Genomic DNA, 16,569 nt, shown 5'->3' with positions numbered 1-16,569 from the left:
GCCATCATGAGCGACCCGATCCTCTCGGTTCACAATCTCGTCGGCGGCTACGGCAAGATGACGATCCTGAACGGCACCACCTTCGCCGTGCCGCAGGCGACCATCACCACCATCATCGGCCCCAACGGTGCCGGCAAGTCGACGGTGTTCAAGGCGATCTTCGGCCTGTTGAAGCTGCGCGAAGGCAAGATCAGCTTTGCCGGCCGTGACGTCACCAATTTGAGCCAGCGCGCGCTGCTCAATGCCGGCATCTGCTACGTGCCACAGGGCCGCAACATCTTTCCCGAACTGTCGGTGCGCCACAATATCGAGCTCGGCGGCGTCTCCGCCGGCAAGGGCATCGACCTGCCCACACGGATCGAAGCCGCGCTCGACCTGTTTCCCGCGCTGCGCCGCAAGTCGGCGCAGCAGGCCTCCACACTCTCCGGCGGCGAGCAGAAGCAGCTCGAGATCGCGCGCTCACTGCTGCTCGAGCCCAAGCTCGTGCTGATCGACGAGCCCTCGATCGGCCTGTCGCCGCTGATGGTGCAGCAGACCTTCGACATCCTGAAAGACTTGCGCGACCGCGGCGTCACCATCCTGATGATCGAGCAGAACGCACGCTCGGCGCTGGAGATTTCCGACATCGGAATCGTGCTCGAGCTCGGCCAGACCCGCATGGTCGATGGCGCGAAGCGAATTCTGAACGATCCGCGCATCGGCCAGCTCTTTCTCGGCGGCGCCATGGAGGACAACGCAGCATGAACAAGCGTTCGATCGCGACCGTCTCGCTCTCTGGCAGCCTGGACGAGAAGCTCCGCGCCATCGCATCAGCCGGGTTCGACTCGGTCGAGATTTTCGAGAACGATCTGCTGTCGTTCGGCGCAAGTCCGCGCGAGGTAGCGCAGCTGTGCAAGGACCTTAATCTCGAGATTTGCGCATTCCAGCCGTTCCGCGATTTCGAGGGCATGCCGGAGCCGCAGCGGACGCGCAACTTTGCCCGCGCCGAGCGAAAGTTCGACCTGATGCAGGAGCTCGGCACCGACCTGCTGCTGATCTGCTCCAACGTCTCGCCCGCCTCGCTCGGCGGCATCGATCGCGCCGCGGACGATTTTCGCGAACTGGGCGAGCGCGCGGTCAAGCGCGGCTTGCGCGTCGGCTATGAAGCGCTGGCCTGGGGCAGCCATGTCAACGACTACCGCGACGCCTGGGAGATCGTGCGGCGCGCCGATCATCCCGCGATCGGCGTCATCCTCGACAGTTTTCACGCGCTCGCGCCCGGCTTCCCGGTCCGCGCCATGGCCTCGATCCCCGGCGACAAGATCTTTCTGGTGCAGCTCGCCGACGCGCCGAAGCTCGAGCTCGACATCCTCTCGTGGAGCCGGCACTTCCGCTCCTTCCCCGGCCAGGGCGACCTCCCGGTCGGTGAATTCATGCAGGCCATCGCAGCGACCGGCTATGCCGGGCCGCTGTCGCTCGAAATCTTCAACGACCAGTTCCGCGCCGGCTCGTCCGCGCAGACCGCGGTCGACGGCCTGCGTTCGCTCATCCTGCTGGAGGACCAGCTTGCGCCGGATTGGCCGAAGCTTGTCAGCGAGCCGCTGGCGCCGAAGGCCAAGAGCCACGGCACCGGCTTCATCGAGTTTGCCGTCAACGAGACCAAGGCGGTCGACCTCGCCCGCCTGTTCGCGCAGCTGGGCTTCCGCAGGACGGGCAAGCATCGCAGCAAGGCCGTGGAGCGCTGGTCGCAGGGCAAGGTCGAGCTCGTGATCAATTGTGAGACCGACGGCTTTGCGCATTCGCACTACGTCACGCACGGCCCCGGCGTCTGCGCGATCGCGCTCGACGTCGACAATGCCGGTCTTGCCATGCAGCGCGCCGAAGCGCTGAAGACGCGCACCTTCTACCAGCCGGTCGGGCCGGGCGAGCTGGAGATTCCCGCGATCCATGGCGTCGGCGGCAGCCTGCTCTATTTCCTCGATCAGGCCGGCAAGAACTGGGATACCGATTTCGAGCCGGTCGCAAGTGACGCGAACGCCGACGCCCTGCTCGCCGTCGATCACATCGCGCAGTCGATGCCCTATGACGAGATGCTGTCCTGGCTGCTGTTCTACACCGGCATCCTCGACCTGAAGCGGCTGCCGCAGATGGAGATCGCCGACCCGCGTGGCCTCGTGCAGAGTCAGGCCGTCATCAACGCCGACCAGAGCCTGCGCTTCGTGCTCAACGGCTCATCCGCCAACCGTACCCTGCCGGCGCGCTTCATCTCGGAGTTCTTCGGCTCGGGCGTGCAGCACGTCGCGTTCTCCTGCCGGGACATTTTTGCGACGGTCGCCGCGATGCGCAAGCGTGGCGCGGATTTCCTGGATATCCCTGATAACTACTACGACGACATCGAAGCCAAATACGACCTCGCGCCCGACCTGATGGCGCAGCTGCGCGCCAACCACATCCTCTACGACCGCGAAGGCGACGGCGAGTTCTTCCAGGTCTACACCCACATCTTCGATGAGCGCTTCTTCTTCGAGATCGTGGAGCGACGGGATTATCAGGGATTTGGCGCAGCCAATGCCGGGATCAGGCTCGCGGCGCAGGCCCGCGAGGTAAGGCCTGCGAGCATGCCACGGGTGTAGGTCTGTTTCCCCTCTCCCCTTGTGGGAGAGGGTGCCTCGCGAAGCGAGGCGGGTGAGGGGTATCTCTCCGCAGACTCGATAGAAGTTGCTTTGCGGAGCCGACCCCTCATCCGGCGCTTCGCGCCACCTTCTCCCACAAGGGGAGAAGGGAGCGCACCGTGCTTGTGGCTAAATCAGCCTCACTTCATCGCGCACTTTTCGTGGAAGCGATCCTGGTCGTTCTCCACGATCGTCGCGACCGTCTTCAGCGAGAGCTGGCCTTCGCCGTCCTTGACCACGTCCTGGAGATAGAAGCTCTGCACCGGAATGTGGTTCTTGCCGTATTTGAACGGGCCGCGCAGCGACTTGAAGTTGGCCTTCTCCATCTCGGCCTTCATCGCGTCCTTCTTGCTAGTGTCGCCCTTCACCGCGACCACCGCGCTGTTGATGAGCTGGGCCGCGTCATAGGCCTGGGCGCCGTAATAGGTCGGGCGCAGATTGGGGTACTTCTTCCGGTAGTCGGCGACGAAGCGCTTGTTCTGCTCGTTCGGAAGGTCGTTGACCCATTCCTGCGCGCCGGGCACGCCGAGCGCGTTCTCCTTCTGGAGCGGCAGCGACAGCTCGTCCACGGTGAAGGCGGTGTAGAGCGGCATCGTGCTCTTCAGTCCGGCTTGCGCATATTGATTGAGGAACTGCACGCCGGCCGCACCGGGATAGAACACGAAGATCGACTCGGCGCCCGAGGCGCGCGCCTTGGAGAGCTCGGCGGAGAAGTCGAGCTGACTCGGCCAGACCGTATATTCCTCGCCCTTGACCTCACCCTTGAACGTGCTCTTCAGGCCCGCGAGCATGTCCTTGCCGGCCGCGTAGTTCGGCCCGATCAGGAACACGCTCTTGACGCCCTTCTGGTTCATGTAGAGGCCCATGGCGGCGGGCGTCTGGTCGTTCTGCCAGGAGGTCGAGAACACGTAAGGCGAGCACAGTTCGCCGGCGAGCTGCGACGGACCGGCATTGGCCGAGATCAGGAAGGTCTGCGAGTCCACTGCGGTCTTGAGCGAGGCCAGCAGCACGTTCGACCAGATGTAGCCGACGATGAAATCGACCTTGTCGGACTGCACCAGTTTCTCGGTCTTCTGCTTGCCGACATCGGGCTTCTGCCCGTCGTCCTCGTAGATCACCTCGACCGGCTTGCCGTCCATCTTGCGGCCGATGTGGTCGAGCGCGAGCTCGAAGGAATTGCGCATGTCGTTGCCGATCACGGCGGTCGGGCCGCTGAAGGTCGAAACGAAGCCGATCTTGATGGTGTCGCCGGCGAAAGCCTGATTTGCCAGCACCAGCGCCGCTGCGCCCGCCAGCCAGAATGCCGTCCTCATAACCACTCCCCTCCTTATTATTGATCCCGGAAACGGGGTGATCGCCGCCCCGGGTCTGTCTCTATTGAACGCAAAATCTGTCGCGCCGCCAATGGCTCAGCGCCCGCCCCTGCACCATATTTCGCCCCAATCGAGGATGGCAAGAAATATAATTCTACTCACTTCGACCAAGGCTGCGGCGCTTTTTCGCGGGGCATGACGATACGCCCAGCCTATGCCGCGATTGATGACGGCTATTGGACTACGGCGCCCAATGCGCACTTACATGAAGGAGAGCAGCAGCGAGATTCGAGGGTGTTATCATGGCCGCAAATCCCCACCGCGTCGTCATCGTCGGAGCCGGCTTCGGCGGGCTGGAGGCGACCTACCGGCTTGCGGGCGCGCCGGTCGAGATCACGCTGATCGACCGCCGCAACCATCATCTGTTCCAGCCGCTGCTCTATCAGGTCGCGACCGCCTCGCTCGCGACCAGCGAAATCGCCTGGCCGGTCCGGCACCTGATGCGCGACCGGCGCGAGGTGACGACCCTGTTTGCGACGGTGAGTGGCGTCGACGCCGACCGGCGCTGCGTGCTGATCGACGACGGCAGCGAGGTGCCCTACGACACGCTGGTGCTCGCCACCGGCGCGCGCCATGCCTATTTCGGCCATGACGAGTGGGAGCAGTTCGCCCCCGGCCTGAAGACGCTGGAAGACGCGACCACGCTACGCCGTCACATCCTGGTGGCATTCGAGCGCGCCGAGCGCGAGACCGATCCGGCCAAACGCGCGGCGCGGCTGACCTTCGTCATCGTCGGCGCCGGCCCAACCGGCGTCGAGCTCGCCGGCACCATCGCCGAAATGGCGCACCACACGCTCCCCGCCGACTTCCGCAACATCGACACCCACAAGGCACGCGTGGTGCTGATCGAGGCCGGACCGCGCGTGCTCGCAGGCTTCCCCGATGATCTCTCGGCCTATGCGCAAGCCTCGCTGGAAAAGATCGGCGTCGAGGTCGTGCTGGGCCAGGCCGTCACCGAGATCAACCGTGAGGGCGTCGTATTCGGCGGCAAGCTGCTCGAAGCAAAGACGCGGATCTGGGCCGCCGGCGTGCGCGCTTCGCCCGCCGCCGAATGGCTGGGCGCACCAAGCGATCGCGCCGGGCGCGTGGAGGTCGACGACGACCTGACGATACCCGGTCATCCCGAAATCTTTGCGATCGGCGACACCGTTGTGATCAACGCCTGGGAGGGTAAGCCGGTGCCCGGCATCGCTCCGGCCGCCAAGCAGCAGGGCCGGCACGTCGCCGAAACCATCAAGGCGCGCCTGCGTGGCGAGAACAAAGGTGCATTCCGCTACAAGCACTCCGGTAGCCTCGCACAGATCGGCAAGCGGCTCGCCGTGATCGATTTCGGCAAGGTCAAACTGCGCGGCACCATCGCATGGTGGATCTGGGGCATCGCCCACATCTACTTCCTGATCGGGCTGCGCCACCGCCTCAGCGTCGCCCTGAGCTGGCTCTGGATCTACGCCCGCGACCAGCGCGCGGCGCGGTTGATCACGCAGGGGAGTAGCAAGGTGGCGTAGCTCTTTCGGCGCGAAGCGCCGGATGAGGGGTTCTCTCCACTCGCAATACCATTCGTGAGGAGAGAACCCCTCACCCGGCTTCGCTTTGCGAAGCCACCCTCTCCCACAAGGGGAGAGGGTGCAGTGGCGCGCGCGGCACTACTTCACCAACTCGCACCCGCCCTCCGCGAGTGGCCTAAACGCCTGGTCCGCGGGAATCGTCGAGACCAGCTTGTAATAGTCGTACGGATATTTCGACTCCTCCGGCTTCTTCACCTCGAACAGAAACATGGGATGCACGACGCGCCCGTCCTGGCGGATCGTGGTGTCGCCGAACAGCTTGTCCTTACCCCTGAACTTCTTCATCTCGGGCACGGCGTCCTTCGCATTGTCGCTGCCGGTCGCGGCGACCGCGTTCAGATAAGCGAGCGTCGAGGCATAGACGCCGGCCTGGTTGCCGCTCGGCATCTTGCCGTTCATGCCGGGCCGCGCGGCGAAGCGTTTTGCAAACGCGCGGGTATCGTCGTTCATGTCCCAGTAAAACGCTTCCATGAGCTGGAGGCCCTGCGCGACCTTGATGCCCATGCCATGGACGTCGTTGATGAAGAGCAGGAAGGCGACGAGCTTCTGCCCGCCTTGCTGGATGCCGAACTCGGCAGCCTGCTTCACCGCGTTGATGGTGTCGCCGCCGGCATTCGCAAGGCCGATCACCTGCGCTTTCGAGCCCTGCGCCTGCAACAGGAAGGAGGCGAAATCGGAAGTGCCGAGCGGATGTTTTGAGGAGCCAAGCACCTTGCCGCCATGCGCCTCGATGTATTTCTGCGCCTCCGCCTCGATGCCCTTGCCGAGCGCATAGTCGACCGTGAGGAAATACCAGTCCTTGCCGCCGCGCGCCATCATCGCAGCCGCGGTGGTGTTGCCGGTCGCCCAGGCATCGTTGACCCATTGGATCGTATTGGGCGAGCAGGCCTTGCCGGTGAGATCCGAGCTTGCCGTGGACGATGCCAGGAAGGTCATGCGGCTGTCGCGCAGCACCGTGTTGATGGAGAGGCCGACGGCCGAATTCGGCACGTCGACGATGGCATCGACACCCTCGACATCTAGCCATTTGCGCGCGATCGCGTTGCCGACATCCGCCTTGTTCTGGTGGTCGGCGTAGACGATCTCGACCTTGATGTTCTTGCCGCCGCCGTTGAAATCCTCGGCCGCCATCCGCGCGGCCTCGACCGAGCCCATGCCGTTGGTGTCCTGGAAGATGCCCGAGATGTCGTTGAGCACGCCGACGCGCACGACATTGTCGGAGATCTCGGCGCTTGCCGCGCCGCTCATCAGGCTCGCCGCCAGCGCGAGAGTCCATTTCAGGTGTTTCATCGTTCCCTCCCCTTTGTGTGTCGCGCCGGTCGCCGCCGGCACGTTCTGGAATCAGACCTGCCGTTCCGGCAATCTCAGCACCAGCCCGTCGAGCGCGGGCGTGATCATGATCTGGCAGGCCAGCCGGCTGTTCGGCAGCCGCTCGGCGGCGGTGCCGTCGAGCAGCGCGTCTTCGTCATCAGCCATCGCGGGCAGGCGCGCGAGCCAGGCTGCGTCGATATAGACGTGGCAGGTCGCACACATGGCATTGCCACCGCACTCGGCCAGGATGCCGTCGAGACCATGGCGGGTCGCGGCCTGCATGGCGCTTTCGTCGCCTGAAGTTTCGACACGATCGGACTTGCCGTCGGCATGGATGAAAGTGATGGCGGGCATCAAGGCTCCTCGTCAGGCCGGGGTGATGGTGACCGGCAGGCTGTCGAGCCCGCGCAGCGTGTTGTTGAAGCGGCGTTTCGGCTCGCCCGTGATCTCGATCTTCGCGATACGCCGCGCCAGCGCCGTCAGCATCACTTCGCCTTCGAGGCGCGCGACGAGCTGGCCGACGCACATGTGGATGCCGGAGCCGAAACCGACATGGCCGGACGAGCGGCGCGTGATGTCGTAGCTGTCGGGCTTGTCCCAGCGGCGCGGATCGCGATTGGCGGCGGCAAGGAACATCAGCACCTTCTCACCTTCGCCGATCGTCGCGCCTGACAGCTCGACCTCACGTGTGGTGGTGCGGAAGAAGGTCTGCACCGGGCTTTCGAAACGAACCGCTTCCTCGAAGGCGCTACGCGCGAGCGTGAGATCGCCGCGCAGGCGCTGCCATTGCTCGGGGAAGCGCGCGAGGCAATAGACGGCCGCGCCGATGCCGTTGACAGTGGTGTCGAGGCCGGCCGACAGCAGCGAGCGCACCAGCAGTGGCGCTTCGGTGGCCGTGATCGCGCCCTCGTCGACCTGGGCATGAATGCAGGCGCCAAAGCCGCCGGGCGCAAGGTTCTCGCGCTGGCACTGCTCGGCAACATAGGCTTGATGGGGCGTCGAACGCGCGATCGCCTCCCGGCGCAGCTCATTGGGCGGCCCGAATGCGTTGAACACGACGCTCGCGTAGGGAATCAGATGCTCGCGCCCCTCGGATTTCAGCCCGAGCGCATCCGGGAAGATCGAGAGCGGATAGGCCTCGGCGAGGTCGGCGATCGCGTCGAAGCTGCGCCTTTCGATCAGCGCGTCCACCCGCTCCTCGGCCGCCGCGGCAAAGCGGTCACGCACCTGCTTCATCACGGTCGGCGACAGCACCTTTGAGAGCACGGCGCGGGTCCGCGTATGCGCGGGCGGGTCGGCCTCGAGGATCAGGCTCGGCGGCCGCCACGGCGTCTCCTTCTTGAAATCGGAGAGGCCGACGCCGCGGCTGGAGCAGAACGTCGCGGGATCGTTCAGCACGGCATGGACCTCGGCATAGCGTGCGACGCCATAGACGTTCCACTTGTCGAGATAGACGACCGGCCCCGCCTCCCGCAGCAGCTCGTGCGTGGGATAGGGGTCGGCGAAAAAATTCATGTCGAAGGGATCGACGTCGAGATGCGGGACGCCTGATACGGCGGAGCCAGGTGCGCTCATTGAAGTCCTCCCTCATTTTGATCTTGTGAAAGGGCCGCGCTTGCCCTTAGGTCTTCGGACACGCCGCGAGACAAAAGACCGATATGCCGCCGTCTTCGACCAGAGCCCGCCAAAGGCCCGCACCCGCCGAAACCGGGCCGACGCTCGATCTCGACCGTTATGTCCCGGCTTTCATCACCTTCATCGCCAACAAGCTCTCGAACAGCGCTACCGCGTTCTACCAGCGCGAGTTTGGCGTCAACGTCACGGAATGGCGGATCATGTCGCTGCTGGCGATCGAACCCGGTATTCCCGCCTCGCGGATCTGCCACGTCATTGGCTTCGACAAGGGCCCGGTGAGCCGGACGCTTGCCGGCCTTGAGAAGCGCGGACTGGTCTCGATTCGAACCGACCCGAACGATGGCCGCACCCATTCGATCTCGCTCACGGCCAGAGGCCGCGCCACCCATGACAAGGTGATCGTCGCGGCGTTCGAGCGCGAGCGGCGGCTGCTGTCCTGCCTGAGCAAGGACGAGCGCGAGGTGCTGATCGATCTGCTGCGCAGGCTGCACGAAAATCTCGGCGCAGTGACCGGCAGCAACACCACCTGACGCGCGCGTGAATCGCGCGGCATCGCCGCCTTCAGGCATACGCCGGCATTTGCCCGCGGCACCCTCTCTGCCGAGCATCGTTTCCTCCAGGATCAGGCGCAGCGGTTCCCCCGCCGTCATCCTTGTCTGGAACGGTTCGCACAAATTAGTTGCTTAAGCAACAAAAGAATCATGCAGGATATTGCGGCAGAATGGCTGGCGTATTTTGCGAGCTGCTCGACCCATCCCCGTCATTGCGAGCGCAGCGAAGCAATCCAGAGCCCCACCGGGGAAAGATTCTGGATTGCTTCGCTGCGCTCGCAATGACGATATGGACAGAGCGTGGCCTCACTCCGACTTGATCTGCCCGTGGCTACAGACCGATCCACTCACCCGACGCATCATCATTCACCCGCGCCACCGCATCGGCACGCCGCGTCAGCACGGCGCGCTGGTTGATGTAACCCTTGTCGGTGATCTCGCCGCCGTCGACCGATGGCGGCTCGGCGAGCAGCAGCGCGCGTGTGGCGTGGCCCGAGGAGTTGGCACCCTGCTGTTTCAGCTTCGCCAGGCCCTGCGCGATCGCAGTCCTGACCTTGTCATGCGCGAGCACATCGTTCACGCCTGCCGTCTCGGGCAAGCCGGCATGGGCACGGCAAGCAGCCATGTTCGGGAAGACCAGGAAGCGCACCTCGTCGCCGCCATGGCCGGTAACGACGATGTCCTGCGCCAGCGGCGCGAGTGCCGCGATGCCGGCGACGCGCAGCGTGCCGACACTGACCCAGGTGCCGGAGTTGAGCTTGAAGTCTTCCGCAACACGACCATCGAAGAACAATCCGCGCTCAGGCCGTTCCGCATCGGCAAGCTTCACGGCATCGCCAATGAGATAGAAGCCCTCGTCATCGAAAGCCTGCTTCGTCAGCTTCGGCGCCTTCCAGTAACCCGGCGTGACATTGGGGCCGCGCACCCGCACCTCGAGCTTGTCGCCGGACGTGACGAGCTTCAGTTCCGTCCCGGGAATGGGCACGCCGATATTGCCCGAGCGCTCCGCGAGAAAATGACAATCGGTCGCGAGCGGTGACGTCTCGGTCGAGCCCCAGGCCGACACCATCGGCAGCGGACGACCAACAGTCTCCACCGAAAGCTGTTCGAGCGCGTCCCAGAGGTTCTGCGGCAGCGCGGCGCCGGCATAGAAGGCGATTCACCTCGCCGAAGAAGCGGCGGCGCAGCTCCTCGTCGCCGCGCAGCGCTGCGATCAGCATGTCGAAACCGCGCGGCACGTTGAAATAGACCGTCGGCATCACGCTTTTCAGATTGGCGAGTGACGTTGCGAAGAGACCGGGCGCGGGCTTGCCGCCGTCGATATAGAGCGACCCGCCGTTGCGCAGCACGAGATTGAAATTGTGGTTGGCGCCGAACGTGTGGCTCCAGGGGAGCCAATCGAGAATGACGAGATCGCTGGCAGCCTGCTCCAGGAACGTCCAAGTTTGCGCCTTGGCCTGCTGGCTCGAGGTCAGCATGCGCTGGGTGTTGATGACGGCTTTCGGCGTGCCGGTCGAGCCCGAGGTGAACAGGAATTTTGCGATCGTGTCCGGTGTCACCGCGGCGAAGGCTTTTGCGACGTCGGGGCTTTCGGGCGTTGCCGCGATGTCACGGAAGGCCAGCGCATCGGCATCGCCGGCATTGCCACTGATGATCTGCGCCTTGTGCAGCGGCTCGATCGCGGCCAGCGCCGCGGCAAACGGCTTTGTCGCCGAGACATAGATCGCGCCCGGCTGAAGCAGCGAAATCATGCTCTTGAGCTTGTCGAAATCTTTCGACATCAGCGAATAGGCCGGCGAGATCGCGGCCGAGGGGACGCCGACATGCTGGGCGGCCAGCGCAAGCAACGCGTGATCGATGCTGTTGTCGGAGAGGATGACGACGGGACGCTCGGCGCTGAGCTCTTGCGCCAAAATCCAGCTCGCCGCTGCGCGTACCCGCCGCAGGGCGCCCGCGTAGGTCATGGTGGCCCAGGGCGTGTCGGCGCTGTCGCGCTCGGCGAGGAAGATCGCATCAGGCGTCTGCCGCGCCCATTGCTCCAGCCAGTCGCCGATGCAGCGCGCGCTGTCGCGCAAGGGGTCTGGCGAGCGCAGCACGATGCTGCCGTCGGGGCGATGCTCGGCGACGGTCTTGGGCGTTGCGAACAGGCTCGAAGCGTCACCGCGTGCGGCGGTTGTCATGGTTTCCTCCTCGCCCGTATCAGGGATCGGCTACAGCCTCGTTCCGGGCCGCTTTGGCCATATTGTTGGGCACGACAATTGTTGTCGTCAACAACAATCTTCCGTAGAGGCCTTCGGGGCGCTAAGGTTGCACGGCAGGAGAGATCACGTGACAGCCAGCGCAGCCCGAGCCGACGCCCGCCCCTCCCCACGCAAACGTGCCGGCAACGGCGCGGCGCGGCCGAACGACGCGGACGAGATCGGCCTCGACGCACTGGTCGGGCACGCCGGTTATGCAGTGCGGCGCTTCCAGATCTGGATCTTTCAGGACTTCATCAAGACGCTCGGCGAGGTCGACATCAAGCCGACGCAGTATTCCGTGCTGACGGTCATCGGCGCCAATCCGGGCCTGTCGCAGATGGCGGTGGCGAAGCGTCTTGGCATCGAGCGCGCCCGGCTGGTGCATCTGCTCGACAGCCTCGAACAGCGCAAGCTGGTGAAGCGGGTCAAGTCGAAGGCGGACCGCCGCTCCCATGCGCTGCACCTCACCGCACCGGGGGAGACGGCGCTTGCCAAATTCAAGCGCCTCGCCGCCGAGCATGAGCGGCATGTCGTGGAGAAGATCGGCAAGGAGAACCGGGAGCGGCTGCTCCAGATCCTGGCCGGCTTCACCTGATCGAGACTGCCCAACATTTACGCAAATGCCCATATCAGGGCGCTGGCACGACGGCCCATCAGTCCTCGAAATATCCGACAAGCCACTGATCCTTCGATAATATCCGAGGCATAGCGCCTGCCCGGATTGTGTACACAATGGCACATCGCTTGCTTCAATCCGGGTAAGACCTGTTGCCGGAGTTTTGTCACCATGAGGGCTGAAATGGGGGCTGAGCAGCCTGAAACGATCGCCGCGATTGTGGCCGCGCATCGCGCGGGCACGATCACGCCTGCGCAGACCGTCGCGCGAACCTATCAGCGCATCCGCGATCACAACGATCCCGCAATCTTCATCAGCCTGCGCGACGAGAAGGACGCGATCGCGGAAGCCGAGAAGCTTGCCGCAAGGGATGCCACCAGCCTGCCGCTCTACGGCGTGCCGGTTGCGGCGAAGGACAATATCGACGCGCTCGGGTTTCCGACCACCGCGGCCTGCCCGGCCTTCTCGTATACGCCGACGCATGATTCGACCGCGGTGGAACGCCTGCGCGCGGCCGGCGCGATCATCATCGGCAAGACCAATCTCGACCAGTTCGCAACCGGCCTCGTCGGCGTGCGTTCGCCTTATGGCATCCCCAAAAATTCGATCCGCGAGGATCTCATTCCCGGCGGCTCGAGCTCGGGCTCGGCAGTCGCGGTCGGTGCCGGACTCGTGCCGCTGTCGCTGGGCACGGACACCGCCGGCAGCGGCCGGGTGCCGGCGATGCTCAACAACATCGTCGGGCTGAAGCCGAGCCTCGGCATGATCTCGACTGCTGGCCTGGTGCCGGCATGCCGCACGCTCGACTGCATCTCGGTATTCGCTTTGACCGTCGACGACGCCGCCCTCGCGCTCTCCGTGATGGCGGGTCCAGACCAGGCCGACCCGTTCTCGCGCGACCGGCCGCTCGGCGCGATCACGCCGTTCCCCGCGAATTTGCGCCTCGGCGTACCGCGCAACGGACAACTGATCTTCTTCGGCGACAGGAAGGCGGAAGCCGCTTACGGCGATGCGCTGAAGCGCTGGACCGCGCTCGGCGCTGAGCTGGTCGAGTTCGACCTCGAGCCGTTCTACGAGACGGCGCGGCTGCTCTATGAGGGGCCGTGGGTCGCCGAGCGTTATCTCGTGATCAAGGATCTGCTGGCATCCGCGCCTGATTCGATTCATCCGGTGACGCGCGAGATCACCGTCGCCGGCGCGCGGCTGACCGCTGCGGAAACCTTCTCTGCGCTCTACCGTTTGCAGGGCCTGCGCAAGATCGCCGAGCGCACCTTCGCCAATATCGACGCGCTGGTGCTGCCGACCGCGCCGACGGCGTATACGACCGCCCAGGTGCTGGCCAATCCGATAGAGCTCAACAGCCGGCTCGGCACCTACACCAATTTCGTCAACCTGCTCGACCTCTGTGGCCTCGCGGTACCGGCGTCGATGCGCACCGACGGCATTCCGTTCGGTATCACGCTGCTCGCGCCCGCAGGACGCGATGCACTGCTGGCGAGCATCGGCCGTGTATTCCATGCGGATACGAAACTGACCGTTGGAGCGAAGGGCGTTGCGCAGGCCCCGCTAGCGCCGCTCGCCGCAAGCAGCAGCGACGAGATTCCGATCGCAGTGGTCGGCGCTCACCTGTCCGGCATGGCGCTGAACGGCGAATTGAAGACGCTCAACGGAAAGCTAATCGAAGCGACCAGGACAGCGCCCGACTACAAGCTCTATGCGCTCCAGACCACGCCCCCGAAGCCGGGCATGTTGCGCGTCGAGGCTGGCACGGGCGCGGCGATCGAGCTTGAAATCTGGTCGTTGTCGTCATCCGCGTTCGGCAAGTTCGTGAATGCGATTCCCGCGCCGATGGCGATCGGCACAATCAGGCTTGCGGATGGCCGCAGCGTGAAAGGGTTTCTCGTCGAGCCGGAGGTGCTGGGCGAGGCGCGAGACATCACGGCGTATGGCGGCTGGCGGAAGTTTATGGCGGAAGCTGCGAAGGCGTAGCTGCCGTAGGGTGGGCAAAGCGTAGCGTGCCCACCAACAGCATTAGTTAGGATAGATGGTGGGCACGGCGCTTTGCGCCTTTGCCCACCCTACGGTACCGCATTTGCCGCTCTAAACCGACACCGCGTAGATCTCGTATTCCCCACGCACCAGCTCGATATGCGCGCGCATGGCGGCGGCGGCGCCCTGCTTGTCGCCGCGCATGATGGCGACGACGACGCGGTCGTGCTCGGCTTGCGACTTTGCCAATCGGCCGAGGTTGCGGAACTGGGCGCGGCGGAACGGTTGCACGCGGACGCGCGTCGCCAGCGTGATCTCGGCGATGTAGCCGTTCTGCGATCCCGCATAGATCGCGTTGTGGAAGCGCTCGTTAACCTCGTGGAAGCGATCGGGATTGCCGGCATAGCTGAGCACGCGCAGCTCTTCGTGGATGGCTTCGAGACCATGGCGTTCGGCAGCGGACATGCGCTCGGCGGCCAGGCCCGCGCACAGCGCTTCGAGCTCCGCCATCGCCTCGAACATGCTCTTGAGACGCTCGACCGAGGGCTGCGCCACCACCGCGCCGCGATGGGCACGCGATTCGACGAGGCCGCTCGCCACCAGCTGGCGCAACGCCTCGCGGACCGGCGTGCGCGAGACGCTGAAGCGCCGCGCGATGTCGGTTTCATCAAGCGGCGCGCCCGGGGCCAGGGTTCCGCGCACGATCTCGTCGGCGAGCTGAAGCCGCAGTTCCTCGGCGCGCGTGATCTTGTGCACGCTGGGCTGCGCTCGGTCGACGCGCGGCACCACCGGCTCGGCCGGCAATGTTCCGGGCGGAAGATCGTCAAGCGTCATACGATCAGGTCTCTTTCGACTCGTCGATGATGCTGACATGGGCGGCGACGACGCGCCAGCCCTCCGGGAAGCGAATCCAGGTCTGCATCTGCCGGCCGACCTTGCCGGGAGCCGTGTCGCGGTAGAACAGGGTGGAGGCCACGGCCGTGTCGCGGCCATAGCTGGTGATCACGGTCTTCGCGGTGCGGCGGTTGAGGCCGACCGGCGAACGTCCGGCGCGGAAGCCGGAGATCGCCTCATAGCCGTAGAGGTTCTCGCCGATGCCGTAGCGCAGCGTGCGGGGATCGTTGCGGAACAGCTCGCCGAGCACGGCGACGTCGTTGGTGATCAGGGCCTGCTCATAGCGCTCGAACGCGGCCTTCACTTCCGCGATCACCTCGGGGAGATCGATCTCCATTTTAAATCCCTCTCAAAGTCCCCTTGGCGACGGCGCGGAGACCACGCCCATCTTCTCCAATGCGTGCGCCACGCGCAGCGCGATGTCCTCGCGCCAGGGCGCGGCGATGATCTGGACGCCGATCGGCAGCGGCTCGAGCGGTACCGGCACGGCGACCACCGGCAATCCGATGAACGAGATCGGCTGGGTGTGGATGCCGATGTTGGCGCGCACCGGCAACTCGACGCCGTCGAGCGTGAAATTCACCTGGCCAAGCTTCGGCGCGGTGCAGGGCGTGGCCGGTGCAATCAGCACGTCGACGGATTTGAAGATCTCGGCGAGCTGCGCGCGATACCAGCGGCGGAATTTCTGCGCGCGGTCGACCAGCGGCGCCGGCACCATGGCGCCGGCAATCAGCCGGTCGCGCACGGCGGGATCGAAATCGTTCGGGCGCTTGCGCAGGCGATCGAGATGCAGCGAGGCGCCTTCGGTGGTAGTGATGACATAGGCCGCCGCTCGGGCGCGCGAGGCTTCGGGCACCTCAACGATCTTCGTCGCGCCGAGCGCCTTGGCGATACGGCTGACGGCTTCGACGGCCTCAGGAAACACGCTCTTCTGAAAGTGCCCGCCGGCAATCGCGATGCGCAGGTCCGACACCGGATTGGCGAGCAGCGGCAGCGTCGGCTCCAGACCGCGCGTGGTGCAGGCAGCATCATCCGCATCCGGTCCCTGCATCGCGTCATAGGCGAGCGCGAGATCGGTCGCCGAGCGCGCGAACGGGCCGAGATGATCGAGGCTCGCGACGAACGGGAACGAGCGCGCCCGCGACAGCCGGCCATAGGTCGGCTTCAGACCAAAGATGCCGCAGAAGGAGGACGGCACGCGGATCGAACCATTGGTGTCCGAGCCGAGTGCGATCGGCACCAGCGCGCCGCCAACGGCGCTCCCCGAGCCACCGGACGAGCCGCCGGTCATCCGGGTCGTGTCATGCGGATTGCGCGAGGGACCGTCATGGACGTTCTCGCCGGTGAAGTCGTAGGCGTATTCGCCCATGTTGAGCGCGCCGACGAGCACGGCACCTGCGGCTTCCATCCGCTCGATCAGCGTGGCGTCGCGCTTGGCAGGCGCGAGGTCGCGGTTGATCTTCGAGCCGGCCCGCGTCGGAAGGCCGGCAACGTCGAACAGGTTCTTCACCGCGAAGGGAACACCGGCGAGCGGGCCGACCTCCTTGCCGGCAGCAATGTCGGCATCAACAGCACGCGCCTTCGCACGGGCGCGATCGGCGGTGACGTCGGTGAAGGAATTGAGGACGCCATCGTGCTGCTTGATGCGCGCAAGCGCTGCTTCGGTGGCATCGAGTGCCGACATCTTGCCGCCGGCCACAGCCTTGGCGATGTCCGCAGCCGTCATCTCTGGCTTGGTGGTCAT

The 16,569-nt window shown here is 65.1% G+C and carries 13 protein-coding genes and 1 pseudogene; 6 read left to right on the top strand and 8 right to left on the bottom strand.

Annotation, left to right across the window (positions count from 1 at the left end; translation table 11 throughout):
- Positions 1–6 precede the first annotated feature (6 nt).
- Together AB7535_RS38450 and AB7535_RS38445 are read left to right on the top strand one after the other, a co-directional pair.
- Positions 7–744 (top strand): ABC transporter ATP-binding protein, encoded by a 738-nt coding sequence (locus tag AB7535_RS38450; RefSeq protein WP_354113890.1) that lies wholly within the window; start codon positions 7–9, stop codon positions 742–744.
- On the top strand, positions 741–2,612 hold the full coding sequence (locus tag AB7535_RS38445) for a bifunctional sugar phosphate isomerase/epimerase/4-hydroxyphenylpyruvate dioxygenase family protein (protein WP_354113889.1): 1,872 nt from the start codon (positions 741–743) through the stop codon (positions 2,610–2,612). The genes AB7535_RS38450 and AB7535_RS38445 overlap by 4 nt, the downstream gene beginning before the upstream one ends.
- Before the next feature lie 179 nt (positions 2,613–2,791).
- Here AB7535_RS38445 and AB7535_RS38440 read toward each other — a convergent pair whose 3' ends face one another.
- A complete protein-coding gene (locus AB7535_RS38440; protein WP_166348067.1) occupies positions 2,792–3,964 on the bottom strand; it encodes an ABC transporter substrate-binding protein in 1,173 nt (390 codons plus the stop codon).
- Between the two features lie 302 nt (positions 3,965–4,266).
- On the opposite strand from AB7535_RS38440, the gene AB7535_RS38435 reads away from it, so the two are divergent.
- Positions 4,267–5,529: an NAD(P)/FAD-dependent oxidoreductase gene (locus tag AB7535_RS38435; protein WP_354113888.1), complete on the top strand. Its 1,263-nt coding sequence runs from the start codon at positions 4,267–4,269 to the stop codon at positions 5,527–5,529.
- A gap of 138 nt (positions 5,530–5,667) precedes the next feature.
- Here AB7535_RS38435 and AB7535_RS38430 read toward each other — a convergent pair whose 3' ends face one another.
- From AB7535_RS38430 to AB7535_RS38420, 3 genes are read right to left on the bottom strand one after another with little or no spacing between them, the layout of a single operon-like run.
- On the bottom strand, positions 5,668–6,879 hold the full coding sequence (locus AB7535_RS38430) for an ABC transporter substrate-binding protein (protein ID WP_354113887.1): 1,212 nt from the start codon (positions 6,877–6,879) through the stop codon (positions 5,668–5,670).
- A 51-nt stretch (positions 6,880–6,930) separates the two neighbouring features.
- Complete coding sequence (locus AB7535_RS38425) at positions 6,931–7,254, bottom strand: 2Fe-2S iron-sulfur cluster-binding protein (RefSeq protein WP_208067634.1); 324 nt, start codon at positions 7,252–7,254, stop codon at positions 6,931–6,933.
- A 12-nt stretch (positions 7,255–7,266) separates the two neighbouring features.
- The gene (locus AB7535_RS38420) at positions 7,267–8,475 is read right to left on the bottom strand and encodes a cytochrome P450 (RefSeq protein WP_071909105.1); all 1,209 of its coding nucleotides are present in this window, start codon (positions 8,473–8,475) and stop codon (positions 7,267–7,269) included.
- 83 nt (positions 8,476–8,558) lie between these two features.
- Here AB7535_RS38420 and AB7535_RS38415 point away from each other — a divergent pair, with 83 nt between their 5' ends.
- Positions 8,559–9,065, top strand: a complete 507-nt coding sequence (locus AB7535_RS38415; RefSeq protein WP_354113886.1) for a MarR family winged helix-turn-helix transcriptional regulator — start codon at positions 8,559–8,561, stop codon at positions 9,063–9,065.
- A 352-nt stretch (positions 9,066–9,417) separates the two neighbouring features.
- Here AB7535_RS38415 and AB7535_RS38410 read toward each other — a convergent pair.
- Positions 9,418–11,266 (bottom strand): annotated as a pseudogene (locus AB7535_RS38410) (feruloyl-CoA synthase).
- 148 nt (positions 11,267–11,414) lie between these two features.
- Between AB7535_RS38410 and AB7535_RS38405 the strand changes: the two are divergent.
- Positions 11,415–11,921 (top strand): MarR family winged helix-turn-helix transcriptional regulator, encoded by a 507-nt coding sequence (locus tag AB7535_RS38405; RefSeq protein WP_166070234.1) that lies wholly within the window; start codon positions 11,415–11,417, stop codon positions 11,919–11,921.
- 204 nt (positions 11,922–12,125) lie between these two features.
- Positions 12,126–13,931 carry an allophanate hydrolase gene (gene atzF, locus AB7535_RS38400; protein ID WP_354113884.1) on the top strand — a complete coding sequence of 602 codons (1,806 nt, stop codon included), beginning with the start codon at positions 12,126–12,128 and terminating at the stop codon, positions 13,929–13,931.
- A 111-nt stretch (positions 13,932–14,042) separates the two neighbouring features.
- On the opposite strand, the gene AB7535_RS38395 is transcribed toward atzF, so the two are convergent.
- The 3 genes from AB7535_RS38395 to AB7535_RS38385 are packed head-to-tail and all read right to left on the bottom strand — an operon-like array spanning position 14,043 to position 16,569.
- Entirely contained in the window at positions 14,043–14,765 is a 723-nt protein-coding gene (locus tag AB7535_RS38395) for a GntR family transcriptional regulator (protein ID WP_014491242.1), read from the bottom strand.
- A gap of 4 nt (positions 14,766–14,769) precedes the next feature.
- Entirely contained in the window at positions 14,770–15,162 is a 393-nt protein-coding gene (gene hpxZ / locus AB7535_RS38390; protein ID WP_014491241.1) for an oxalurate catabolism protein HpxZ, read from the bottom strand.
- A gap of 12 nt (positions 15,163–15,174) precedes the next feature.
- A complete protein-coding gene (locus AB7535_RS38385; protein WP_354113883.1) occupies positions 15,175–16,569 on the bottom strand; it encodes an AtzE family amidohydrolase in 1,395 nt (464 codons plus the stop codon).

This window comes from Bradyrhizobium sp. 956_D2_N1_4 (assembly GCF_052076025.1).
Lineage (GTDB): Bacteria > Pseudomonadota > Alphaproteobacteria > Rhizobiales > Xanthobacteraceae > Bradyrhizobium > Bradyrhizobium barranii.
The sequence above is the reverse complement of the archived record's forward strand: the minus strand, read 5'-3'. Positions and strand labels throughout refer to the sequence as shown.

Coding starts and splice junctions, on each gene's coding strand:
- AB7535_RS38450 (WP_354113890.1), top strand. CDS start 7: ATGAGCGACCCGATCCTCTCGGTTCACAATCTCGTCGGCGGCTACGGC.
- AB7535_RS38445 (WP_354113889.1), top strand. CDS start 741: ATGAACAAGCGTTCGATCGCGACCGTCTCGCTCTCTGGCAGCCTGGAC.
- AB7535_RS38440 (WP_166348067.1), bottom strand. CDS start 3,964: ATGAGGACGGCATTCTGGCTGGCGGGCGCAGCGGCGCTGGTGCTGGCA.
- AB7535_RS38435 (WP_354113888.1), top strand. CDS start 4,267: ATGGCCGCAAATCCCCACCGCGTCGTCATCGTCGGAGCCGGCTTCGGC.
- AB7535_RS38430 (WP_354113887.1), bottom strand. CDS start 6,879: ATGAAACACCTGAAATGGACTCTCGCGCTGGCGGCGAGCCTGATGAGC.
- AB7535_RS38425 (WP_208067634.1), bottom strand. CDS start 7,254: ATGCCCGCCATCACTTTCATCCATGCCGACGGCAAGTCCGATCGTGTC.
- AB7535_RS38420 (WP_071909105.1), bottom strand. CDS start 8,475: ATGAGCGCACCTGGCTCCGCCGTATCAGGCGTCCCGCATCTCGACGTC.
- AB7535_RS38415 (WP_354113886.1), top strand. CDS start 8,559: ATGCCGCCGTCTTCGACCAGAGCCCGCCAAAGGCCCGCACCCGCCGAA.
- atzF (WP_354113884.1), top strand. CDS start 12,126: ATGGGGGCTGAGCAGCCTGAAACGATCGCCGCGATTGTGGCCGCGCAT.
- AB7535_RS38395 (WP_014491242.1), bottom strand. CDS start 14,765: ATGACGCTTGACGATCTTCCGCCCGGAACATTGCCGGCCGAGCCGGTG.
- hpxZ (WP_014491241.1), bottom strand. CDS start 15,162: ATGGAGATCGATCTCCCCGAGGTGATCGCGGAAGTGAAGGCCGCGTTC.
- AB7535_RS38385 (WP_354113883.1), bottom strand. CDS start 16,569: ATGACCACCAAGCCAGAGATGACGGCTGCGGACATCGCCAAGGCTGTG.